Source organism: Thalassospira sp. MIT121401, assembly GCF_047125595.1.
Classification (GTDB): Bacteria; Pseudomonadota; Alphaproteobacteria; order Rhodospirillales; family Thalassospiraceae; genus Thalassospira; species Thalassospira povalilytica.
This window is the reverse complement of record NZ_CP138926.1, coordinates 2,007,862-2,024,872: the sequence shown is the minus strand read 5'-3', so window position 1 is coordinate 2,024,872 and position 17,011 is coordinate 2,007,862. Positions and strand designations below refer to the sequence as shown.

The 17,011-nt window shown below is 55.3% G+C and carries 17 protein-coding genes; 9 read left to right on the top strand and 8 right to left on the bottom strand.

What is annotated here, in order from left to right; all coding sequences use genetic code 11:
* Window positions 1-28 precede the first annotated feature (28 nt).
* From SIB88_RS09155 to SIB88_RS09145, 3 genes are all read right to left on the bottom strand, one after another.
* Window positions 29-598, bottom strand: coding sequence for a GNAT family N-acetyltransferase (locus tag SIB88_RS09155; protein WP_289078391.1), 570 nt, complete (start codon window positions 596-598; stop codon window positions 29-31).
* 22 nt (window positions 599-620) lie between these two features.
* On the bottom strand, window positions 621-1,175 hold the full coding sequence (locus tag SIB88_RS09150; protein WP_412557919.1) for a helix-turn-helix domain-containing protein: 555 nt from the start codon (window positions 1,173-1,175) through the stop codon (window positions 621-623).
* Window positions 1,176-1,321: 146 nt separating this feature from the next.
* Window positions 1,322-1,726 carry a RidA family protein gene (locus SIB88_RS09145; RefSeq protein WP_412557918.1) on the bottom strand — a complete coding sequence of 135 codons (405 nt, stop codon included), beginning with the start codon at window positions 1,724-1,726 and terminating at the stop codon, window positions 1,322-1,324.
* Between the two features lie 144 nt (window positions 1,727-1,870).
* On the opposite strand from SIB88_RS09145, the gene SIB88_RS09140 reads away from it, so the two are divergent.
* Window positions 1,871-2,473 carry a TetR/AcrR family transcriptional regulator gene (locus SIB88_RS09140; RefSeq protein ID WP_412557917.1) on the top strand — a complete coding sequence of 201 codons (603 nt, stop codon included), beginning with the start codon at window positions 1,871-1,873 and terminating at the stop codon, window positions 2,471-2,473.
* A gap of 123 nt (window positions 2,474-2,596) precedes the next feature.
* Here SIB88_RS09140 and SIB88_RS09135 read toward each other — a convergent pair whose 3' ends face one another.
* A complete protein-coding gene (locus SIB88_RS09135) occupies window positions 2,597-2,935 on the bottom strand; it encodes a rhodanese-like domain-containing protein (RefSeq protein ID WP_412557916.1) in 339 nt (112 codons plus the stop codon).
* Window positions 2,936-3,537: 602 nt separating this feature from the next.
* Between SIB88_RS09135 and SIB88_RS09130 the strand changes: the two genes are divergently transcribed.
* The 3 genes from SIB88_RS09130 (at window position 3,538) to SIB88_RS09120 (ending at window position 8,580) form a co-directional block, all read left to right on the top strand.
* The gene (locus SIB88_RS09130; RefSeq protein WP_412557915.1) at window positions 3,538-5,484 is read left to right on the top strand and encodes a PrkA family serine protein kinase; all 1,947 of its coding nucleotides are present in this window, start codon (window positions 3,538-3,540) and stop codon (window positions 5,482-5,484) included.
* Between the two features lie 178 nt (window positions 5,485-5,662).
* Window positions 5,663-7,000, top strand: coding sequence for a YeaH/YhbH family protein (locus SIB88_RS09125; RefSeq protein WP_228195793.1), 1,338 nt, complete (start codon window positions 5,663-5,665; stop codon window positions 6,998-7,000).
* The gene (locus SIB88_RS09120) at window positions 6,997-8,580 is read left to right on the top strand and encodes a SpoVR family protein (RefSeq protein WP_412557914.1); all 1,584 of its coding nucleotides are present in this window, start codon (window positions 6,997-6,999) and stop codon (window positions 8,578-8,580) included. Before SIB88_RS09125 ends, SIB88_RS09120 begins: the two co-directional genes overlap by 4 nt.
* Before the next feature lie 63 nt (window positions 8,581-8,643).
* Here the strand turns inward: SIB88_RS09120 and SIB88_RS09115 are convergent, their stop codons facing one another.
* The gene (locus SIB88_RS09115) at window positions 8,644-9,519 is read right to left on the bottom strand and encodes a hypothetical protein (protein WP_412557913.1); all 876 of its coding nucleotides are present in this window, start codon (window positions 9,517-9,519) and stop codon (window positions 8,644-8,646) included.
* Window positions 9,520-10,036: 517 nt separating this feature from the next.
* Here SIB88_RS09115 and SIB88_RS09110 point away from each other — a divergent pair.
* The 3 genes from SIB88_RS09110 to SIB88_RS09100 are packed head-to-tail and all read left to right on the top strand — an operon-like array spanning window position 10,037 to window position 12,978.
* Complete coding sequence (locus tag SIB88_RS09110) at window positions 10,037-11,197, top strand: zinc ABC transporter substrate-binding protein (protein WP_412557912.1); 1,161 nt, start codon at window positions 10,037-10,039, stop codon at window positions 11,195-11,197.
* Window positions 11,198-11,204: 7 nt separating this feature from the next.
* On the top strand, window positions 11,205-11,852 hold the full coding sequence (locus tag SIB88_RS09105) for a DUF1007 family protein (RefSeq protein ID WP_231856645.1): 648 nt from the start codon (window positions 11,205-11,207) through the stop codon (window positions 11,850-11,852).
* The gene (locus tag SIB88_RS09100; RefSeq protein ID WP_412557911.1) at window positions 11,800-12,978 is read left to right on the top strand and encodes a nickel/cobalt transporter; all 1,179 of its coding nucleotides are present in this window, start codon (window positions 11,800-11,802) and stop codon (window positions 12,976-12,978) included. Before SIB88_RS09105 ends, SIB88_RS09100 begins: the two co-directional genes overlap by 53 nt.
* Before the next feature lie 65 nt (window positions 12,979-13,043).
* On the opposite strand, the gene SIB88_RS09095 is transcribed toward SIB88_RS09100, so the two are convergent.
* The gene (locus SIB88_RS09095; RefSeq protein ID WP_412557910.1) at window positions 13,044-14,006 is read right to left on the bottom strand and encodes a LysR family transcriptional regulator; all 963 of its coding nucleotides are present in this window, start codon (window positions 14,004-14,006) and stop codon (window positions 13,044-13,046) included.
* Window positions 14,007-14,385: 379 nt separating this feature from the next.
* Here SIB88_RS09095 and SIB88_RS09090 point away from each other — a divergent pair, with 379 nt between their 5' ends.
* Complete coding sequence (locus SIB88_RS09090; RefSeq protein WP_412557909.1) at window positions 14,386-14,664, top strand: DUF1127 domain-containing protein; 279 nt, start codon at window positions 14,386-14,388, stop codon at window positions 14,662-14,664.
* A gap of 306 nt (window positions 14,665-14,970) precedes the next feature.
* On the opposite strand, the gene SIB88_RS09085 is transcribed toward SIB88_RS09090, so the two are convergent.
* Window positions 14,971-15,840, bottom strand: coding sequence for a LysR family transcriptional regulator (locus SIB88_RS09085; protein ID WP_068517182.1), 870 nt, complete (start codon window positions 15,838-15,840; stop codon window positions 14,971-14,973).
* Between the two features lie 147 nt (window positions 15,841-15,987).
* Between SIB88_RS09085 and SIB88_RS09080 the strand changes: the two genes are divergently transcribed.
* Window positions 15,988-16,257, top strand: coding sequence for a DUF1127 domain-containing protein (locus SIB88_RS09080; protein ID WP_101247907.1), 270 nt, complete (start codon window positions 15,988-15,990; stop codon window positions 16,255-16,257).
* Window positions 16,258-16,353: 96 nt separating this feature from the next.
* On the opposite strand, the gene SIB88_RS09075 is transcribed toward SIB88_RS09080, so the two are convergent.
* Window positions 16,354-16,995: a bifunctional 4-hydroxy-2-oxoglutarate aldolase/2-dehydro-3-deoxy-phosphogluconate aldolase gene (locus SIB88_RS09075; protein WP_101247906.1), complete on the bottom strand. Its 642-nt coding sequence runs from the start codon at window positions 16,993-16,995 to the stop codon at window positions 16,354-16,356.
* Between the last annotated feature and the right edge of the window lie 16 nt (window positions 16,996-17,011).

The following is a 17,011-nucleotide window of genomic DNA, read 5'->3' as shown; positions in this document are numbered from 1 at the left end:
CGGCTAGGCAAGCTTCTATTTGCGCCGTTCACCCGGCCCGGGACGTTGATATTGGCAGGCGTTTATACATCACGGTTGTCGCACTGAGTTTTTCGGAAAACGGATCGCGGGCAAATTGCGGAATGACCCCGGCAGTTTCAAAACCAAGCGATGCATAAAGTGTCTCGGCACTGTCGCCGGTACGGGTATCAAGGGTCAGCAAACTGCGTCCCAATTCCCCTGCTCGCCTTTCGGCGGCCTGCATCAAAAGACGGGCAATGCCGCGTCGGCGACAGTCGGGATGGACCATCAGTTTGCTGATATCTCCGCGATGGGCCTGATTGGGCATGGTATCGATATCAAGCTGCACCGTGCCAACCACCCGATCATCATCAAGGGCGACGAAAAGCGTTCTTTTGCCCCCGGCCACTGCCGGTATGATCCGGTCGCGCCAAAATGCCACCGCCTCGGATATCGGGAAAGGCTCAATAAAACCGATGCTGGCCCCGTCATGCACACAGGCATGCAGCATCGCGCCAAATGCCTCAAGACGATCGGCAAGCGCATCCGCATCAAGGGTGATGATGCGTGGTGGGGTAGTCCGGTTGGTCTGGCCCATGATCGCGATGCTTTCAGGTTGGTTATTCGACAATAAACAGGTGATAGCGCGCCCCGGACGTGGACGGGGTTTCAAACACATTGCCGCCGCGCAGCTGATAGCGCAGGCAATCCCCCGCCCCCAGTTCATGGCGCTTGCCATCCACCGTCAGGCTCAGCATGCCGTCAAGCATCACAAGATGATGTTCCAGCCCGTCGCGTGGCGATCCGCCATATTCAATCCGCGTGTCCGGATCAATTTCGACCTCCAGGACTTCACCCGCCAGATTGCGCGATGTTGGCGATACCAGACGGCGACGATATCCGGTTTCCGGATCGGTCCAGATTTCCTGATCCTGACGTCTGACCAGTGGCGTAAAATCATCTTCGACCATCTGCATCAAACGCGACAGCGTGACACCAAAGGCAACGCACAACTTGCTCAGAACACTGGCAGTCGGACTGACATCACCATTTTCAATGCGTGACAGACTGGCGCGACTGACCCCGCTGCGCTTTGCCAATTCATCAAGCGACCAACCGCGTTCGGTTCGCAGTTGTGACAGGCGTCGGGCAAGGCGTGTTTCGATTTCTTCCATCTTGAACCTCGAATCTCAATATCGGGATATTTTTCCATTTATGAGAATTCGTCAAGACAGAAAACCGGCCCTGCATTCATCACACAGGACCGGTTTTTTAATTTGATCAAATCACGCCAGTTTTGCTGTGCGGATCAATTGCGTCGTCAAACCTGCCCATCGGGAATACGCGCAACAACCTTGATCTCGAAATCAAAACCGGAAAGCCAGGTCACCCCAACGGCCGTCCAGTTCGGATACGGGGCCTGATCAAAGACCACCCCTTTGACCGCCATGATATCGCCAAACTGGTTTTCCGGATCGGTGTGGAAACTGGTGACATCAATAATGTCATCAAAGCTGCAACCAGCCGCCTCAAGGATCGCTCTTAGGTTTTCAAACGCCAGTTCGACCTGCTTTTTGAAATCCGGTTCCGGGGTTCCGTCTTCGCGACTGCCAACCTGACCGGAAACAAACAGAAGATCGCCAGACCGGATGGCCGGGGAATAGCCATGCGCCTCATAAAGGGCATGACGGTTCGGGGGAAAGATTGCTTGGTGTGCAAGGGACATAAAGCCCTCCTGTTCAGATAAATTCAGTTGATGTGGCGTTTTAGACTCAATTCAGATACGCTGCGTATGTGAAGCAAAGATATATTCACATACATCACGTATGTCAATTAACATACGTGCCGTATGTTAAAATCGGAGTGCCTGATGACTGCCAAGACCCGTGCTGAAAAGATGGAAGAAACGCGCGCTAAATTGATCGCTGCAGGGCGCAAGGCCTTTGCCCAAAAGGGATATGCAGATGCGTCAATGGATGAGCTGACAGCATCCGCCGGCCTGACGCGCGGCGCGCTTTATCATAATTTTGGTGACAAGCTCGGGCTGCTTGCGGCTGTTGTCGATGAAATTGACTCGGCCATGGCCCAAAAGGCCAAAGATGCGGGTGAGGCCGCCGGGGGTGGCTGGAACGGGTTAATGGCCGAAGGCAGGACATATATCGAACTGGCCCTTGATCCCGAGATCCAGCGCATCGTCCTTCGCGATGGTCCGGCTTTCCTTGGCGATCCGTCAAACTGGCCAAGTCAAAATCGCTGCTTGCAGGCGACGATTGCGACACTTGGGGAACTGGCCGATCAGGGCGCGATCAAATCCGTCGATATTGAAGCCCTGGCAAGAATGCTGAATGGCGTGGCATTGAATGCGGCCCTTTGGGTTGCAACAAGCGATGATCCGCAAGCAACACTTCACAAGGCAATTTCAGCATTCGAATGCCTTGCATCTGGGGTTCTGGTCAAAGAAGAACACAGATAATTCACGGCTGGCCCCGGCAGATCGGGCGGATTGGGCAAACTGGGCGTACCGGACGGACCAAGCTACGGGTCTGGCGAAAGGCAGCATTAAACAGCCTTCCCTGCCCGACGACCAATTCCGGGCTTATTTGCCACCTTCAAGATCAAATCCGGCCCGGGTCCAGCTTTGGATGCCGCCCTTAAGGTTGCTGACCGCGCAATCAACATGGGGCAGAACGGCATTGGCCGCGCCAAAGGATCGCTGCCCCACCGCACAGACAAATACCAGAGCGGTCTCATTTTCATCGGTCAGGTCAACCAGTGCCGAAATGTCAAAATTTGATGTCGGCATATTGATCGCGGTTTCGATATGGCCGGTGGCGAATTCATCGGGTTCACGCACGTCGATGACAGTCACCGCGTCCTGGCCGATCAGAAGATCAAGCTCGTGGGGTTCGACAAATTTTACAGCACCATCGGTCATTTCATTCTTCCTGCTGGGCGGCGCGACCATAACCGCCGCCGGTTTCGCGATTGGTGCAGTGATAACGTCCGACCCGCCGACTGTGCAAACGCAAAATAATTTTGTCAGGTCTGATCACGGGCAACTGCCTTGCGCACAGCCCGTTCCGGTCACTCAACCGTGATCACCCGAATGGAAATTCTTTCGCCAATACCTGTATCTTACCTTGCGGAACAGGTCGCTGCTTCCCAAGTCATTTAATAGGACATTTTCCAGCGGCAACGATCCGGGTCATGGCGACAGGTCGACGCCCATTCAGGTCTGAAGTCTTTATCAAAGGGCTGCCGAAACGGGGCCAAAAGACAACAACCCAAAGTAGCAAATATTAACTTGCGAACCGGCAAAGACAACAACTTCAAACTCTTGGCATCTTCTGCCGATTTTAACCAGAAGCTAAATAGTCTTCGTTAAAATATTTACTGTCTGGCAAATGAACTTTTGTACCATTTGCTGACGTATACAGAATCAGGCGGCCATCAACAGGTCTGCTGCAACGCAAAACAGGCAGGACAGGAAACGATCGTTCGATACCAAAGGGATAACGTTTGAAAGGAGACCGCGCCATGGCTGAAGACAAGGACATCTTCGAGCTGTATGCGGAAGGGTATGACGGAAAGCAAGAAACCGAACTGACCATCCGTGACTACCTTAATCTATGTCGCGAAGATCCAACGGCCTATGCCTCGGCCGCGGAACGCATGATCACGGCGATTGGCGAACCGGAACTGATCGATACATCGACCGATCCCCGCCTTGGCCGTATTTTCCTGAACCGAACCATCAAACGTTACCCTGCCTTTGCTGATTTCTTTGGCATGGAAGAAACCGTCGAACGCATTGTCGGCTTCTTCAAATATGCGGCTCAGGGGCTCGAGGAACGCAAACAGGTTCTTTATCTGCTCGGCCCGGTTGGCGGCGGCAAAAGTTCGCTTGCCGAACGGCTCAAGGAACTGATGGAACGCGAACCGATCTATGTTCTGAAGGCCGGCGACCAGGTCAGCCCGGTGTTTGAAAGCCCGCTTGGCCTGTTCAATCCCGCCAAAATGGGCGACGCCATCCAGGACAAATACGGTATTCCCAAACGTCGCCTGACCGGGCTTATGTCGCCCTGGGCAGTCAAGCGTCTTGACGAATTTGGCGGTGATCTTTCCAAATTCTCGGTGGTCAAACTGATCCCGTCGCGCCTGCGTCAGATTGCAATCGCCAAAACCGAACCGGGCGATGAAAACAATCAGGATATCTCGTCACTGGTCGGCAAGGTCGATATCCGCAAACTTGAATATTTCAGTCAGAATGACCCGGATGCCTATAGCTATTCCGGTGGTCTGAACCGCGCCAATCAGGGCTTGCTTGAATTTGTCGAAATGTTCAAGGCCCCGATCAAGATGCTCCATCCGCTTCTGACTGCAACCCAGGAAAGCAACTATATCGGCACCGAAAACCTTGGCGCCATCCCGTTTCAGGGCTTGATCCTTGCCCATTCGAACGAAGCCGAATGGCAGACCTTCAAATCCAACAAGAACAACGAAGCCTTCATTGATCGTATCTCGGTGATCAAGGTCCCCTATTGCCTGCGGGTTACCGAAGAAACCATGATCTATGAAAAGCTGCTTCAGGGATCAGAACTTGAACAGGGTGCCTGCGCGCCCGGAACGCTCAAGATGCTGGCACAGTTTTCGGTCCTGTCGCGGTTGCAGGAACATGAAAACTCCAACCTTTATTCCAAGATGCGGGTTTATGACGGCGAGACATTGAAGGATGTCGACCCCAAAGCCAAATCCATGCAGGAATACCGCGATACCGCCGGTGTCGACGAAGGCATGGACGGCATTTCCACCCGGTTTGCCTTCAAGGTTCTGTCTGAAACCTTCAACCATGACACCCACGAAGTCGCCGCCGATCCGGTGCATCTGATGTATGTGCTCGAACAGGCGATCCGGCGCGAACAATATCCCGAAGAACGCGAAAAGGATTATATGGACTTCATCAAGTCCGAACTGGCCCCGCGTTATGCCGAATTCATCGGGGCGGAAATCCAGAAGGCCTATCTCGAAAGCTATTCCGATTACGGGCAGAACCTGTTTGATCGCTATGTGTCCTATGCCGATGCCTGGATCGAGGATCAGGACTTCAAGGACCCCGATACCGGACAGCTTCTTGATCGCAAGATCATTGATCAGGAACTTTCGAAAATCGAAAAACCGGCCGGCATCGCCAATCCCAAGGACTTCCGTAACGAGGTCGTCAAATTTGCCCTGCGCGCACGTGCCAATAACAAGGGCAAAAACCCGTCCTGGACGTCTTATGAAAAACTGCGTGATGTGATCGAAAAACGCATGTTCAGCCAGGTCGAAGACCTTCTGCCGGTGATTTCATTCGGTTCGAAAAAAGACAGCGAAACCGAGAAGAAACATAACGAGTTCGTCAAACGCATGATCGATCGAAGCTATACCGAACGTCAGACCCGCCGTCTGGTCGAATGGTATATGCGCGTCAATAAGGCCGGCTAAGCCACGCCCTCGGCTTACCGACCCTGCCGGGCGGTTTCTCCCTTGTCCGCCCGGCTTTAATCCCGTCGCAGGATGGGCACCCGTTCGCCCATCCTGTCAAAGACCAAAGGCCCAAGCGACCTGCACATGACATGACGGCCCCTTATCCCGGCATGTCGGTCCAAGGATGTGAATGCCCATGCTGTATATCGTTGACCGCCGCAAGAACCCGACAGGCAAAAGTCTTGGCAACCGACAGCGTTTCATGCGCCGGGCCAAGGCCCAGATCAAAAAAGCCGTCGAAGACACCATCCGGTCGCGCGGCATCACCGATATCACCAGCGGCGATCAGATCACCATTCCCGGCAAGACATTGAAAGAACCGGGCTTCCACCATGCCGGACGGGGCGGCAACCGCAACTATGTCCTGCCCGGCAACAAGAAGTTCGTTCAGGGCGACCGCATCGCCCGCCCGCAAGGTGGTGACGCCGGGGCTGGCGGGTCACAGGCAAGCCCCGATGGCGACGGCGAGGATGATTTCCAGTTCACCCTGACCCGCGATGAATTCCTTGATATCTTTTTCGAAGATCTCGAACTGCCCGACCTTTTGAAAAAAAGCCTGAAACAGACCACCGCGTTTCGCAATGCGCGTGCGGGCTTTTCGGTTGAAGGCACGCCCGCCAACCTGAGCCTTGTGCGCACCATGCGCAATTCACTGGCCCGGCGCATTGGCCTGAGACGACCCAAAACCACCGAAGTCCGCGAACTCGAAGAAAAGATCGCAGCCCTTCAGGCCAAGGCCGAAAAACGCCCCAATGGCAAACTGACCAAGGCCGACGAAGACAGCCTGCACGGATTGCTGGCCGATCTTGAAGAAGCCAAACGCCGCATGAAGGCAATCCCGTTCATTGACCCGATCGATACCCGCTATAACCAGTTCCAGCAAATCCCCGATCCCAACACCCAGGCGGTGATGTTCTGTCTGATGGATGTATCGGGATCGATGTCCGAACAGATGAAGGAACTGGCCAAGCGGTTCTTCATGTTGCTGCATCTGTTTTTGCATCGTCGCTACGAACATGTCGAAGTGGTGTTCATCCGCCACACGTCACGCGCCGCCGAAGTTGATGAAGAAACCTTTTTCTATTCGCGCGAAACCGGCGGCACCATTGTTTCCACCGCCCTTGAAGAAATGAAAAAGGTGCTCAAGGACCGCTATCCCACCGATCAGTGGAACATCTATGCCGCACAGGCATCCGACGGCGACAACTATTCCAATGACGGCGCCAAATGCACCAGCCTGCTGGCCGAAGACCTTTTGCCGAAATGCCAGTATTACGCCTATATCGAAATCACCGATGAGCGCGAGGCCGAGATTTTCGCCGCTGCCGAAGGCGAAACCGCCCTGTGGAAGGCCTATGCCCCGCTGGCGTCGCACAATCCGCGCTTTGCCCTTAAACGGGTAACAAAGGCCGCCGATATCTTCCCGGTATTCCGGGAACTCTTTGCCAAAAACCGCACGGAGGCACGGCTATGAGCACCAAAACCAGATCCTCCGAAACGGATAATGGCAAACTGCTTTTCACCAGTGCCGACTGGGATTTCGAAACGCTCAAGGCGACCTATGACGCGATTGAAGACATCGCGATCAATGAACTCAAACTTGATGTCTATCCCAATCAGGTCGAAGTCATCACCTCCGAACAGATGCTTGACGCCTATTCATCGATCGGCATGCCGTTGATGTACCACCACTGGTCGTTCGGCAAACGCTTCGTGCGCGATGATGTCATGTATCGCAAGGGCTATCAGGGGCTGGCCTATGAAATCGTGATCAATTCGAACCCCTGCATTTCCTATGTGATGGAAGAAAACACCATCGTCATGCAGGCGCTGGTCATGGCCCATGCCGCGTTCGGGCATAACCATTTTTTCAAAAACAACTATCTGTTCAAACAATGGACCGATGCCGAAGGCATTCTGGATTATCTGCAATTCGCCAAGGGCTATATCGCCAAATGCGAAGACCGGTATGGCTTTGACGCAGTCGAACGCGTACTTGATGCCGCCCATGCCCTGATGGAACAGGGGGTTAACCGTTATTCCCATCCGGAAAAGCCCAATCTTGCGGTCGAACTGGAACGTGAACGCGAACGGGCCAAATACGAAGACGAAACCTATAACGATCTATGGCGCACCCTGCCCCAGCCCGATCAGGGCGATCAGGATATGGACGAGCTCAAACGCAAAATGCGGATCGAGGAACGCCGCGCCCAATTCGGCCTTCCGGAAGAAAACCTGCTTTATTTCCTGGAAAAAAATGCACCGTCGCTTCAGGCATGGGAACGTGAAATCCTGCGGATCGTGCGCAATATCGGTCAATATTTCTATCCCCAGAAACAGACCAAAATGATGAATGAAGGCTGTGCGTGCTATGTGCATTACGCCATCATGAACAGCCTGTATGACAGGGGCCTGATTTCAGAAGGTGCTATGATGGAATTCATCGATTACCATTCGCGCGTCGTGTTTCAGGCCGAATATGACGATCCGCGCTATTCCGGGTTCAATCCCTATGCGCTGGGCTTTGCCATGATGCAGGATATCCACCGCATCTGTATCGATCCGACCGACGAGGACCGCAAATGGTTCCCCGATATCGCCGGGAATAATGAGCCGGTGGAAACGCTCAAGGAAGCCTGGGCACATTACCGCGATGAAAGCTTCATCCTGCAATTCCTGTCGCCCAAGCTGATGCGCGACATGCGGATGTTCATGATCGATGATCAAAGCACATCCCCGCATCTCGAAGTCGCGGCCATTCATGATGATAACGGCTATCGCAAGGTCCGCCGGTCACTGGCCCGGATGCATGATATTTCGGTACGTGAACCCGACATGCAGGTGGTCGATGTCGATATCCGCGGCAATCGCCAGCTTTATGTCCAGCATACCGAACATGAAGGCATCCGCCTTGAAAAAGCCGAAGCCCAGATGACGCTTGGCTATATCGGGCAATTGTGGGGATATGGCGTGACACTTCAGGCGGTTGATTATGAAACCGGCGAGATCCTTCATGAAATGAATTACACGCCCGAAGATCTGGCGACTTCCTGATCTTGTGACCCGCGGTCTATGCCCCGCCATCCAACTGGGCCGCCCAACTGGTTTCAAGCCCGCCTAATAGCCTTCCCAATAGCTGTTGGCCACCGCATGGGTTTGCGACGACATATAGGGATTTGGGATGCGAAATACCTTGCGCTTGCTGTCACGGATCAGACGCAGCGACCGGGCAATTCCCGGATCGGAATAGAAATTGCGCATGAAGGCCCCGTTCTCATAGGCCGCCTGCAACCCTTCTGTGATGATTGCATGGCGGGCCCGGTCATCGGCCCGCACATAGAAAAAGAAATCCAGCGGATAGATCAGAAGGATATTCTGATCAACAACCAGATCCATCCCCGCATCAAGGGCCAGACCGATTTCGGCATGAACTTCATGGGCCCCGCGATTCAAAAGATCGAACCGCCCGTGATCAAGCATCCGCCACAGATTTTCATATGTCGCCTTTTCAACACAAAATCCGTTGGTTTCAAGGATTCTGGTATCCAGCCAGTCCGCGCCCGACCCGATGCAATGACCTTTCAGATCATCCAGCGTCTCGACTTCATTAAGCGCCTGGGCCATATCGGGCCGGGTCACAAAAACCCGATGCCCCAGAATACCGCGGGTCAATGGCACATAAACCTGGGAAAAATCTTGCTCGAATTCGGGGCGATAGCCCGCAAACATCACATCGATCTGGCCATCTTCCATTTGTTGCATGATGCGTTTGGCCGTCGCCCGGTCAAATGCGATATATTCGACCTGATGGTCCCCGCCCGCATGATCAAGAGCAAGTTCAAGCAACTTGTACTGATAGGAAAAAGGCCCGCTTTTCGGGTCACCGACAAGTGCGATGCGGAATGTCTCGGCCTGCGACGGCTTTGAAATTGCAATGCCAATAACAAACAATCCCAGCGCCGGGACAATCAACCATTTGCAAAATTTAAGCACGCCGTTCCTCAAACCCGAAAACATGAACAACATCTACCTCTGGTAGATTGGTATCACACCCCATCAATTAAAGTCCCGACCGGTCGCACAGTCTTATGTTTTGGGCATCTGTTTTGGGCCGACAACACCGCGGTCCAGGGCACGGATCGCCGCAACTCCATTCGCAGATTTTTTGTTTCGACTGTGCAATTTTTCTATTTGGATCAATTGGTAAATTCTAATTGGATCAAATTTCACCTAGTAACGTCGATTTTGGTCCTTTTGCGCGGAATGATTTTCCTATTTGCATATTTATCTTCGACCGGTCCGGCCCCGTCCGTCACGCTGCTTACGGCTGAAATCGGTAATTCAAAGCGGTCGCCGGTCGCCGGAACACAGTGGCCTGCTTCACAGTCGGTCGGTCATTTCCATCCTGAAATGAGTACCGGTATCGAGTTTTCGCTTGACCGATTGTTATGTTATATCATAACAACATCAGGTCATCGAAATCTTCCCCACTCCAGACCGGATCGGTTACATGCCTGACTTCTCCCCTGTTTTTCGCCGCGCGTTTTTTGCCGCGTCCCTTGCCACCTTGCCGCTGATTGCCATCCCGGCCGGGTCGGCATCGGCCCACGGTGATGATGCCCCCAAGGTTGTCACATCCATCAAGCCGATCCATTCGATCGCCAGTGCCATCATGAAGGATATCGGCGAACCGGCCTTGCTGGTTGACGGGGCATCTTCCCCGCATGCCTATTCCCTGCGCCCCAGCGAAGCACGTGCGCTTAGCGAGGCCGATCTGGTTGTTTATGTTTCCCATTCACTGGAAGGTTTCCTGCAAAAACCGTTGCAGACACTGTCCAAATCCAGCCATCAGCTTGAACTGGTCGCTGTCGAAGGCATGGCGCTTCGTAAAATGCGCGATGGTGGCGCATGGGAAGCCCACCAGCATGGCGATCACGATGAAGATCATGCCGGCCATGATGATGATCACCATGACCATGACGAACATGATGATCACGCGCACGGCGACCATGATGATCACAATGAGCATGCTCATGATGATCATGACAAAGACCATCATCATGACGACGCCAAAGAAGCAGGTGATCATGACCACGATCACGCCGCGGACGCCCATGACAGTGACGAAGATCACCATCACGAACATGGCGGCATTGATCCGCATATCTGGATGGATCCGGCCAATGGCGCGAGCATTGCCATCGCAATCACCGATGAACTGGTCGAAATCGACCCGGAACACGCCGATGCCTATCGCGACAATCTGAAAACGTTACTTGCCAGCCTGACCAGTCTTGGCAATGATCTGCGCCAGAAGGTCGCCCCGATTCAGGGCAAACCCTATGTCGTTTTCCATGATGCCTATCAGTATCTGGAAGCCGGATTTGGTTTGACAGCGGTTGGGTCGATCACCGTGTCCCCCGACCAGAAGCCCGGAGCCAAGCGCCTCCATGAGATCGAAGACAAAATTCGCGATACCGGTGCCGTTTGCATCTTTGCCGAACCGCAATTCCGTCCAGCAGTTGTTCAGGCTGTTGTGTCAGATACCGGCATCCGTACCGGAACGCTTGACCCGCTGGGTGCCGATCTCAAAGCGGGGCTGGACACCTATCAGCAAATCCTTGCACAGAATGTTGACGCCCTTGTCGATTGCCTCGGACAGGGTTCGTAAAACCGTTATGACTGCTCTGGTTGCCGGCACCTCGTTGCTGGCAACCGGTCAGGCGGCGTTGGCGCATCCCCATGTATGGATCGATGCCAGCGCCGAATTTGTGTTTGAAAATGACCGGATTACCGGAATTCGTGTGCACTGGCTGTTTGACGATCTGTTCAGCATGACGCTGATTGACGAATTCGACCATAACCATGACACCCGGTTCTTTGGCGATGAAAACACCAATTTGCGCGACAATGCCTTTGCCGCCCTTGCCGAAGTTTCCTGGCTGACCCATCTGCGCCGCAACGAAGAACTTCTTGCCTTTGCCGGTGCGACCGATTTCAAGGCCGACATCACCGATGACCGGCGCGTGACATATGATTTCACGCTGACCCTTGACCAGCCGCTTGACCCCAAAAAGGACAAAATCAGCCTGTCTGTCTATGACGCTGAATATTACATCGATGTCGCTTTCACACAGGTTGATCCCGTACTGTTTGTCGGCACCAAGAACCTGTCCTGCCATTTCGAGATGAGCGAAGATGAAAAGAACCGCATCTATTTTGACCTTGTCGCACCGGTCCGCGCCGATCTTGTTTGCGCAGGCAAGGTGGCGGATGGCGGCAGTTCTGGCGGCCTTGCTCCTGGTGATTTCGTTCGCGTCGAGTAATCCGGCAGCCGCCCAGTCATCAAACCTTCTGGGCCGCGGTGCGTCGGACAGTACCGACACCGCCCCGACCGCGCCATCCGCACCATCCCGGGCAGAAGACAGCATGATCACCCTGCCCGGCTGGTTGTCAGACATTGTCGGTCAAACCGTCATTATCCAGACCAAACTTAACCGCGAAATCACCGCCACCCTGCGCGAAGCCAAATCCGGTGACAGTTTCTGGCCCGGACTGATGATCATTGCCCTGTCTTTTGCCTATGGCGTTTTTCATGCGGCAGGCCCCGGTCATGGCAAAATGATCACCACCACCTATTTCCTGTCGCGCGATGCCGGCTGGAAACAGGGTGTCGCCATGGGCAGCCTGATCGCAGCCGTGCAGGCCGTCTCGGCGATCATTCTTGTCGGGTCGCTTACGCTTGTTCTCAATCTTGGCCCGGCGGCCATTACCCGCAACGGACTGGTGATGGAGGTCGTGTCATATGCCCTGATCGCCCTTCTGGGCGGGCTGATGTGCCTGCGCATTCTTCAGGGCCGGGATGATTGCTGCGACCATGGCGGGCACACGCATCAACATCACCACCATGATCACAACCACGATCATCATCACCACCATGATGACACCCACTCCCACCATGCCTGTGACCATACCCATCACGTGCATCACGCCCACACCGGCCATGCCGATCATCACAGTCATGGGCATGACGGGCACGGGCATGACGAACACAGACATGACGACAGCCATCAACACACCCATGCACATGCGCATCAAAACGCCCCTGCTCCGACGGCGCAAACACGCTGGCAGATGATTGCAAGTGGCGTGGTTGTCGGGCTGCGTCCCTGTACGGGTTCGATTCTTGTGCTGCTCTTTACCCTTGCCAACGGCATGTTTCTGATTGGCATCGGAGCTGCCTTTGCCATGGCTGCCGGGGTGGCATTGACCATCAGCCTGATCGGGCTTGCCGCAATCGGCATTCGCACCGGCACCCGGCATCTGTTTGATCTGTCCGACAGCACATCGGGGATCGTGCGGCGTGGTGTCGGCTTTGCCGGTGCGGCGACCATCACCCTGTTCGGGGTCATGCTGTTGCTGGCATCAGCCCGCCAGATGGGATGGCTTTGACCGGCCTTGCCTTCTGCTGATCGGTCTTTCTGTGGATCGGGCTTTGCCTGCGGGGGTGTGAGCGTTCAGGATTTGAATTGGGCCGGGATGCTTTCGGTTGCCTTGATCAGGGCATCCATCACCATGCGGACCCCGGGTGACCGGCGCATATCGGGATGGACCACCAGCCAGACCGGCTTGCTGACCTCGCCCAGTGTGTCATCGAAAACCAGTTCCAGACGATCATCAAGATCGGCCATATAGCGCGGCAACAATCCCAGCCCATGCCCGGCGGCAACAAAGGCCAGAACCGTCTGGCTGTCATCGGCCTTGACCCGCATCGGCAATTCCTGTTCCAGCGTTTCCCAGACCCAGCCTTGCTGGTAATCGCCAAATGTGTTGCGCCCGTCCGCACAAAATTCCCAATCCTTGCGCGGGACCCGGTCGGTATAGCCCTTGGCGGCATAGACCGCAAAACGCAGATTGGTCAGCTTGCGCACGATCAGGCCGCTTTGATCCGGAGTTGCCATGCGCACCGCCACATCCGCCTCGCGGCGGGCAAGGTTGGCGATGACACTTGATCCCAAAATCTCGTATTCCAGATTTTTCTGATCACGCAGCAGCTCGGCCAGTCGCGGGGCAAACAGCAAACGTCCGGCGGCGGGCGGGACCGCAATACGCACAACGCCGTGTGCGGTTTCATCACCGCGGGCCTGACGTTCAAACGCCAGAACATCTTCTTCAATCCGGCCTGCCACCGGCACCAGATTCTCGCCCGCTTCGGTCAATTTCCAGCCGGTCGCCAGACGATCAAACAGATGTGCGCCAAGATCGGCTTCCAGCGCCTCGATCCGCCGGGCAACGGTGGTGTGATCCTTTCCCAACCGGCGTGCGGCCCCGGAAAGGGTGCCGGCCTGTGCCACCGCGACAAAAAAACGCAAATCATTCCAGTTCATCGATCCCCCCTGTCTTGCCATTGTCTTGCCAGTGCCAGTGCCAGTGCCAGTGCCATTGCCATTGCCATCGCCCTCAACCGTCAGCACCGGCATCAGGCTAGCCCGTCGCAACTCACCAAACCGAGCTGACCTGATAACCTGACGACGTGACGTGACACAAAGTGACACGACGTGACCTGATCTGCTCTGACGGACCCCGATCAGGCCAGCCTCGATGGCCCCGATCAAACCGTCCAGCACCAAGCCGAACCAGCCCTCATCTGCGCCAAACCGCGATACTCGAACGTAGCCGCCCCTTCGCGATGATGGTCACCGGCGCAAAGTTTACTCACTTTGCTCTATTGCCTAACGGCCGATGGCTCAACTGCGCAATATTGCACAACTATAGCGCATTTTATCGGAATTCCTTGGGATTTCTGCGCATGACAATGTTGGTCCAGCACAACAGCCCCCACGATCAAGGAGCATCAAAATGGCTATCCATAACCAGATCGATTGCAATCCCGTCGTCGGTTGCGTTTCGGCAAAAAGCCTGTCGGTGATGGCTGCGTCACGCCAGACCACCCCACCCTCGCGCCCCAGCATTTCCAAGGGTGTTAGCGCTATCATCACGGCAATTATTGGAACTCTGGCGGCATCCTATAAGCGGTATCAAAGTCGCGTTGCCCTGACCCGTCTGAGCGAAGCCCAATTGCGCGACATCGGTCTTGAACGGTCCGACGATGGCCGGATCAACCGCCGGTCCGCATAACCAGATCAAAGCGGCCAAGGGTCCGACCTGCGGCAATCGACACGCTTTGATACCGGCCTCAGAACCGATAGGGGTATCGGCTTTGCGGCCAATGCCTCCCTCAGGGCATGGAAAAGGCCTCCGCCAGTCGGAGGCCTTTGTCTTTGACGTTGTAACTGTTGCAGGGCCCATACCAAAACGCGCGCCCCAAGCGCCCACCGCAAGTTCCGAACTCGGAACTCAGACCTTTCAGCTCGGAACGCTGAACCCCGAAGTCCCAACTCGCAACTCCGATGCCGGAGAAAGACGGCGGGCTCGGTGGCGGTTTTAAATCTGGAATTCCTCGGCGATTTCATCTGCGGCCTTGATCAGCGCATCCATCACCAGCCGCACCCCGGGGGAACGGCGCATGTCGGGATGGACGACCAGCCAGCCGGTTTCACGACCATGCCCGTCGGTATCGGCATGGATCAGTTCCAGCCGGTCATCCTTGTCACCCAGATAGCGGGGAAGGACGCCAACCCCGTGGCCGGCTGCGATGAACTGGCGAACGGTTTCGGTATCATCGGCACGGAAACGGCAGGGCAATTCCCGCCCGAGAACCGTGCGCACCCATTCCTTTTTCGAGGCCCCGTAGGCCGTATCTTCATAGCCGCAGAATTCCCAATCGGGTTCCGGCACCTGGTCACGATATCCCGCCGCCCCATACAGCCCGACGCCAAGTTCCAAAAGCTTGCGCGTGATCAGGCCGGGTTCACGCGGGGTCACCATGCGCACGGCAATATCGGCTTCGCGCCGTGCCAGATTGACCACATTCGCCGCCCCGATGATTTCAAATTCAAGCCCCTTATGCGCGGTCAGCAGCCGCGCCAGCCGCGGCGCAAACAGCACACGCCCCGCAACCGGCGGCACGGAAATCCGCACCACCCCGTGGGCGGCTTCATCGCCCTTGGCCTGACGTTCGAAACTCAGCGCTTCCTGTTCGACCCGTTCGGCAACCGGCACAAGGTTCTGCCCCGCCGTGGTCAATTGCCAGCCGCGCGGCAGACGATCAAACAGCTTGGTCCCAACATCGCTTTCAAGGGATTCGATGCGGCGCGCAACAGTTGTGTGCTCCTTGCGCAGCCGTCTGGCCGCCCCGGAAAGGCTGCCTTCCTCGGCCAGAACAAGAAAATAGCGTAAATCGTTCCAGTTCATCCCTGCACCCTGTCGGTCGCGATCCAAATCATTCTGGTTATTTTTGCACATTAAATCTGCGAAACAACCGAATTCCTGTTTTATTTTGCATATGGGACGATCAAACCATCAACAAGACAACTCAACCAGAGATATCAGGAGGCCGATATGGCGCACCAGATTTCGACCCAAAAACCATTCGATGTCGCGACCGATCCCTTTGCCAAACGCATGCCGTTTGGCGCCCTGATCGACAGGATCGTCAATTATTCGATCGAGGCCCGCAAACGCAAGAACCAGCGCGAAGTGCTCAGCACGCTTAGCGACGCGCAACTTGAAGATGTCGGTCTGCAACGGAAATTTGATGGCGAACGCTGGTATGTCGAACGGATCACCGATCGTCCGTTCCCGAACCGGAACCAATTGCAAAACCGCTAGTCCCCCGCGCGCCCACCACCGCACAATGTTTGCCCCGCAAACGCAAAAAGGGACCCGGACGGGTCCCTTTTTATTTGTATGATGATTTGATTATCGTCAGCCGCGAAGGGCGTTGACCCGGTCGGTTGCTTCCTGGGCCAGCTTGGTAATCCGGTCCCAGTCACCGGCCTTGACCGCATCCTTGGGGGCCACCCAGGACCCGCCGACCGTGATAATATTAGGCAGCGCCAAATAATCGGCGAGATTATTAAGCGAAACCCCACCCGTCGGGCAGAATTTGACCTGGGGCAGCGGACCCGAAATTGCCTTAAGCATCGAAACACCGCCCTGCTGTTCGGCCGGGAAGAATTTCAACGTGTCATAGCCATGATCAAGCAGGTTCATGATTTCAGACGGCGTACCAGCCCCCGGAAGCAACGGGCATCCGGTATCGGCCGCTGCCTTGAGCAAGCCTTCACTATGGCCCGGCGACACGGCAAAGGCACAGCCGATTTCAGCCATGCGTTCCATCTGCTTGGCATTGATCACGGTACCCGCACCGGTGATGGCGTCGGGGACTTCGGCGATGATGCGCTTGATGCTTTCTTCGGCGGCATCGGACCGCAAGGTAATTTCAAGCACCGGCAAACCACCGGCAACCAGTGCCTTGGCCAAAGGAACGGCGTCGTTGGCGTCTTCAATCACCAGAACCGGCACAACCGGGGCTTTGGACAGAATTTCACGCGATGAAAGGCTCATAAATATTCCTCCTGTT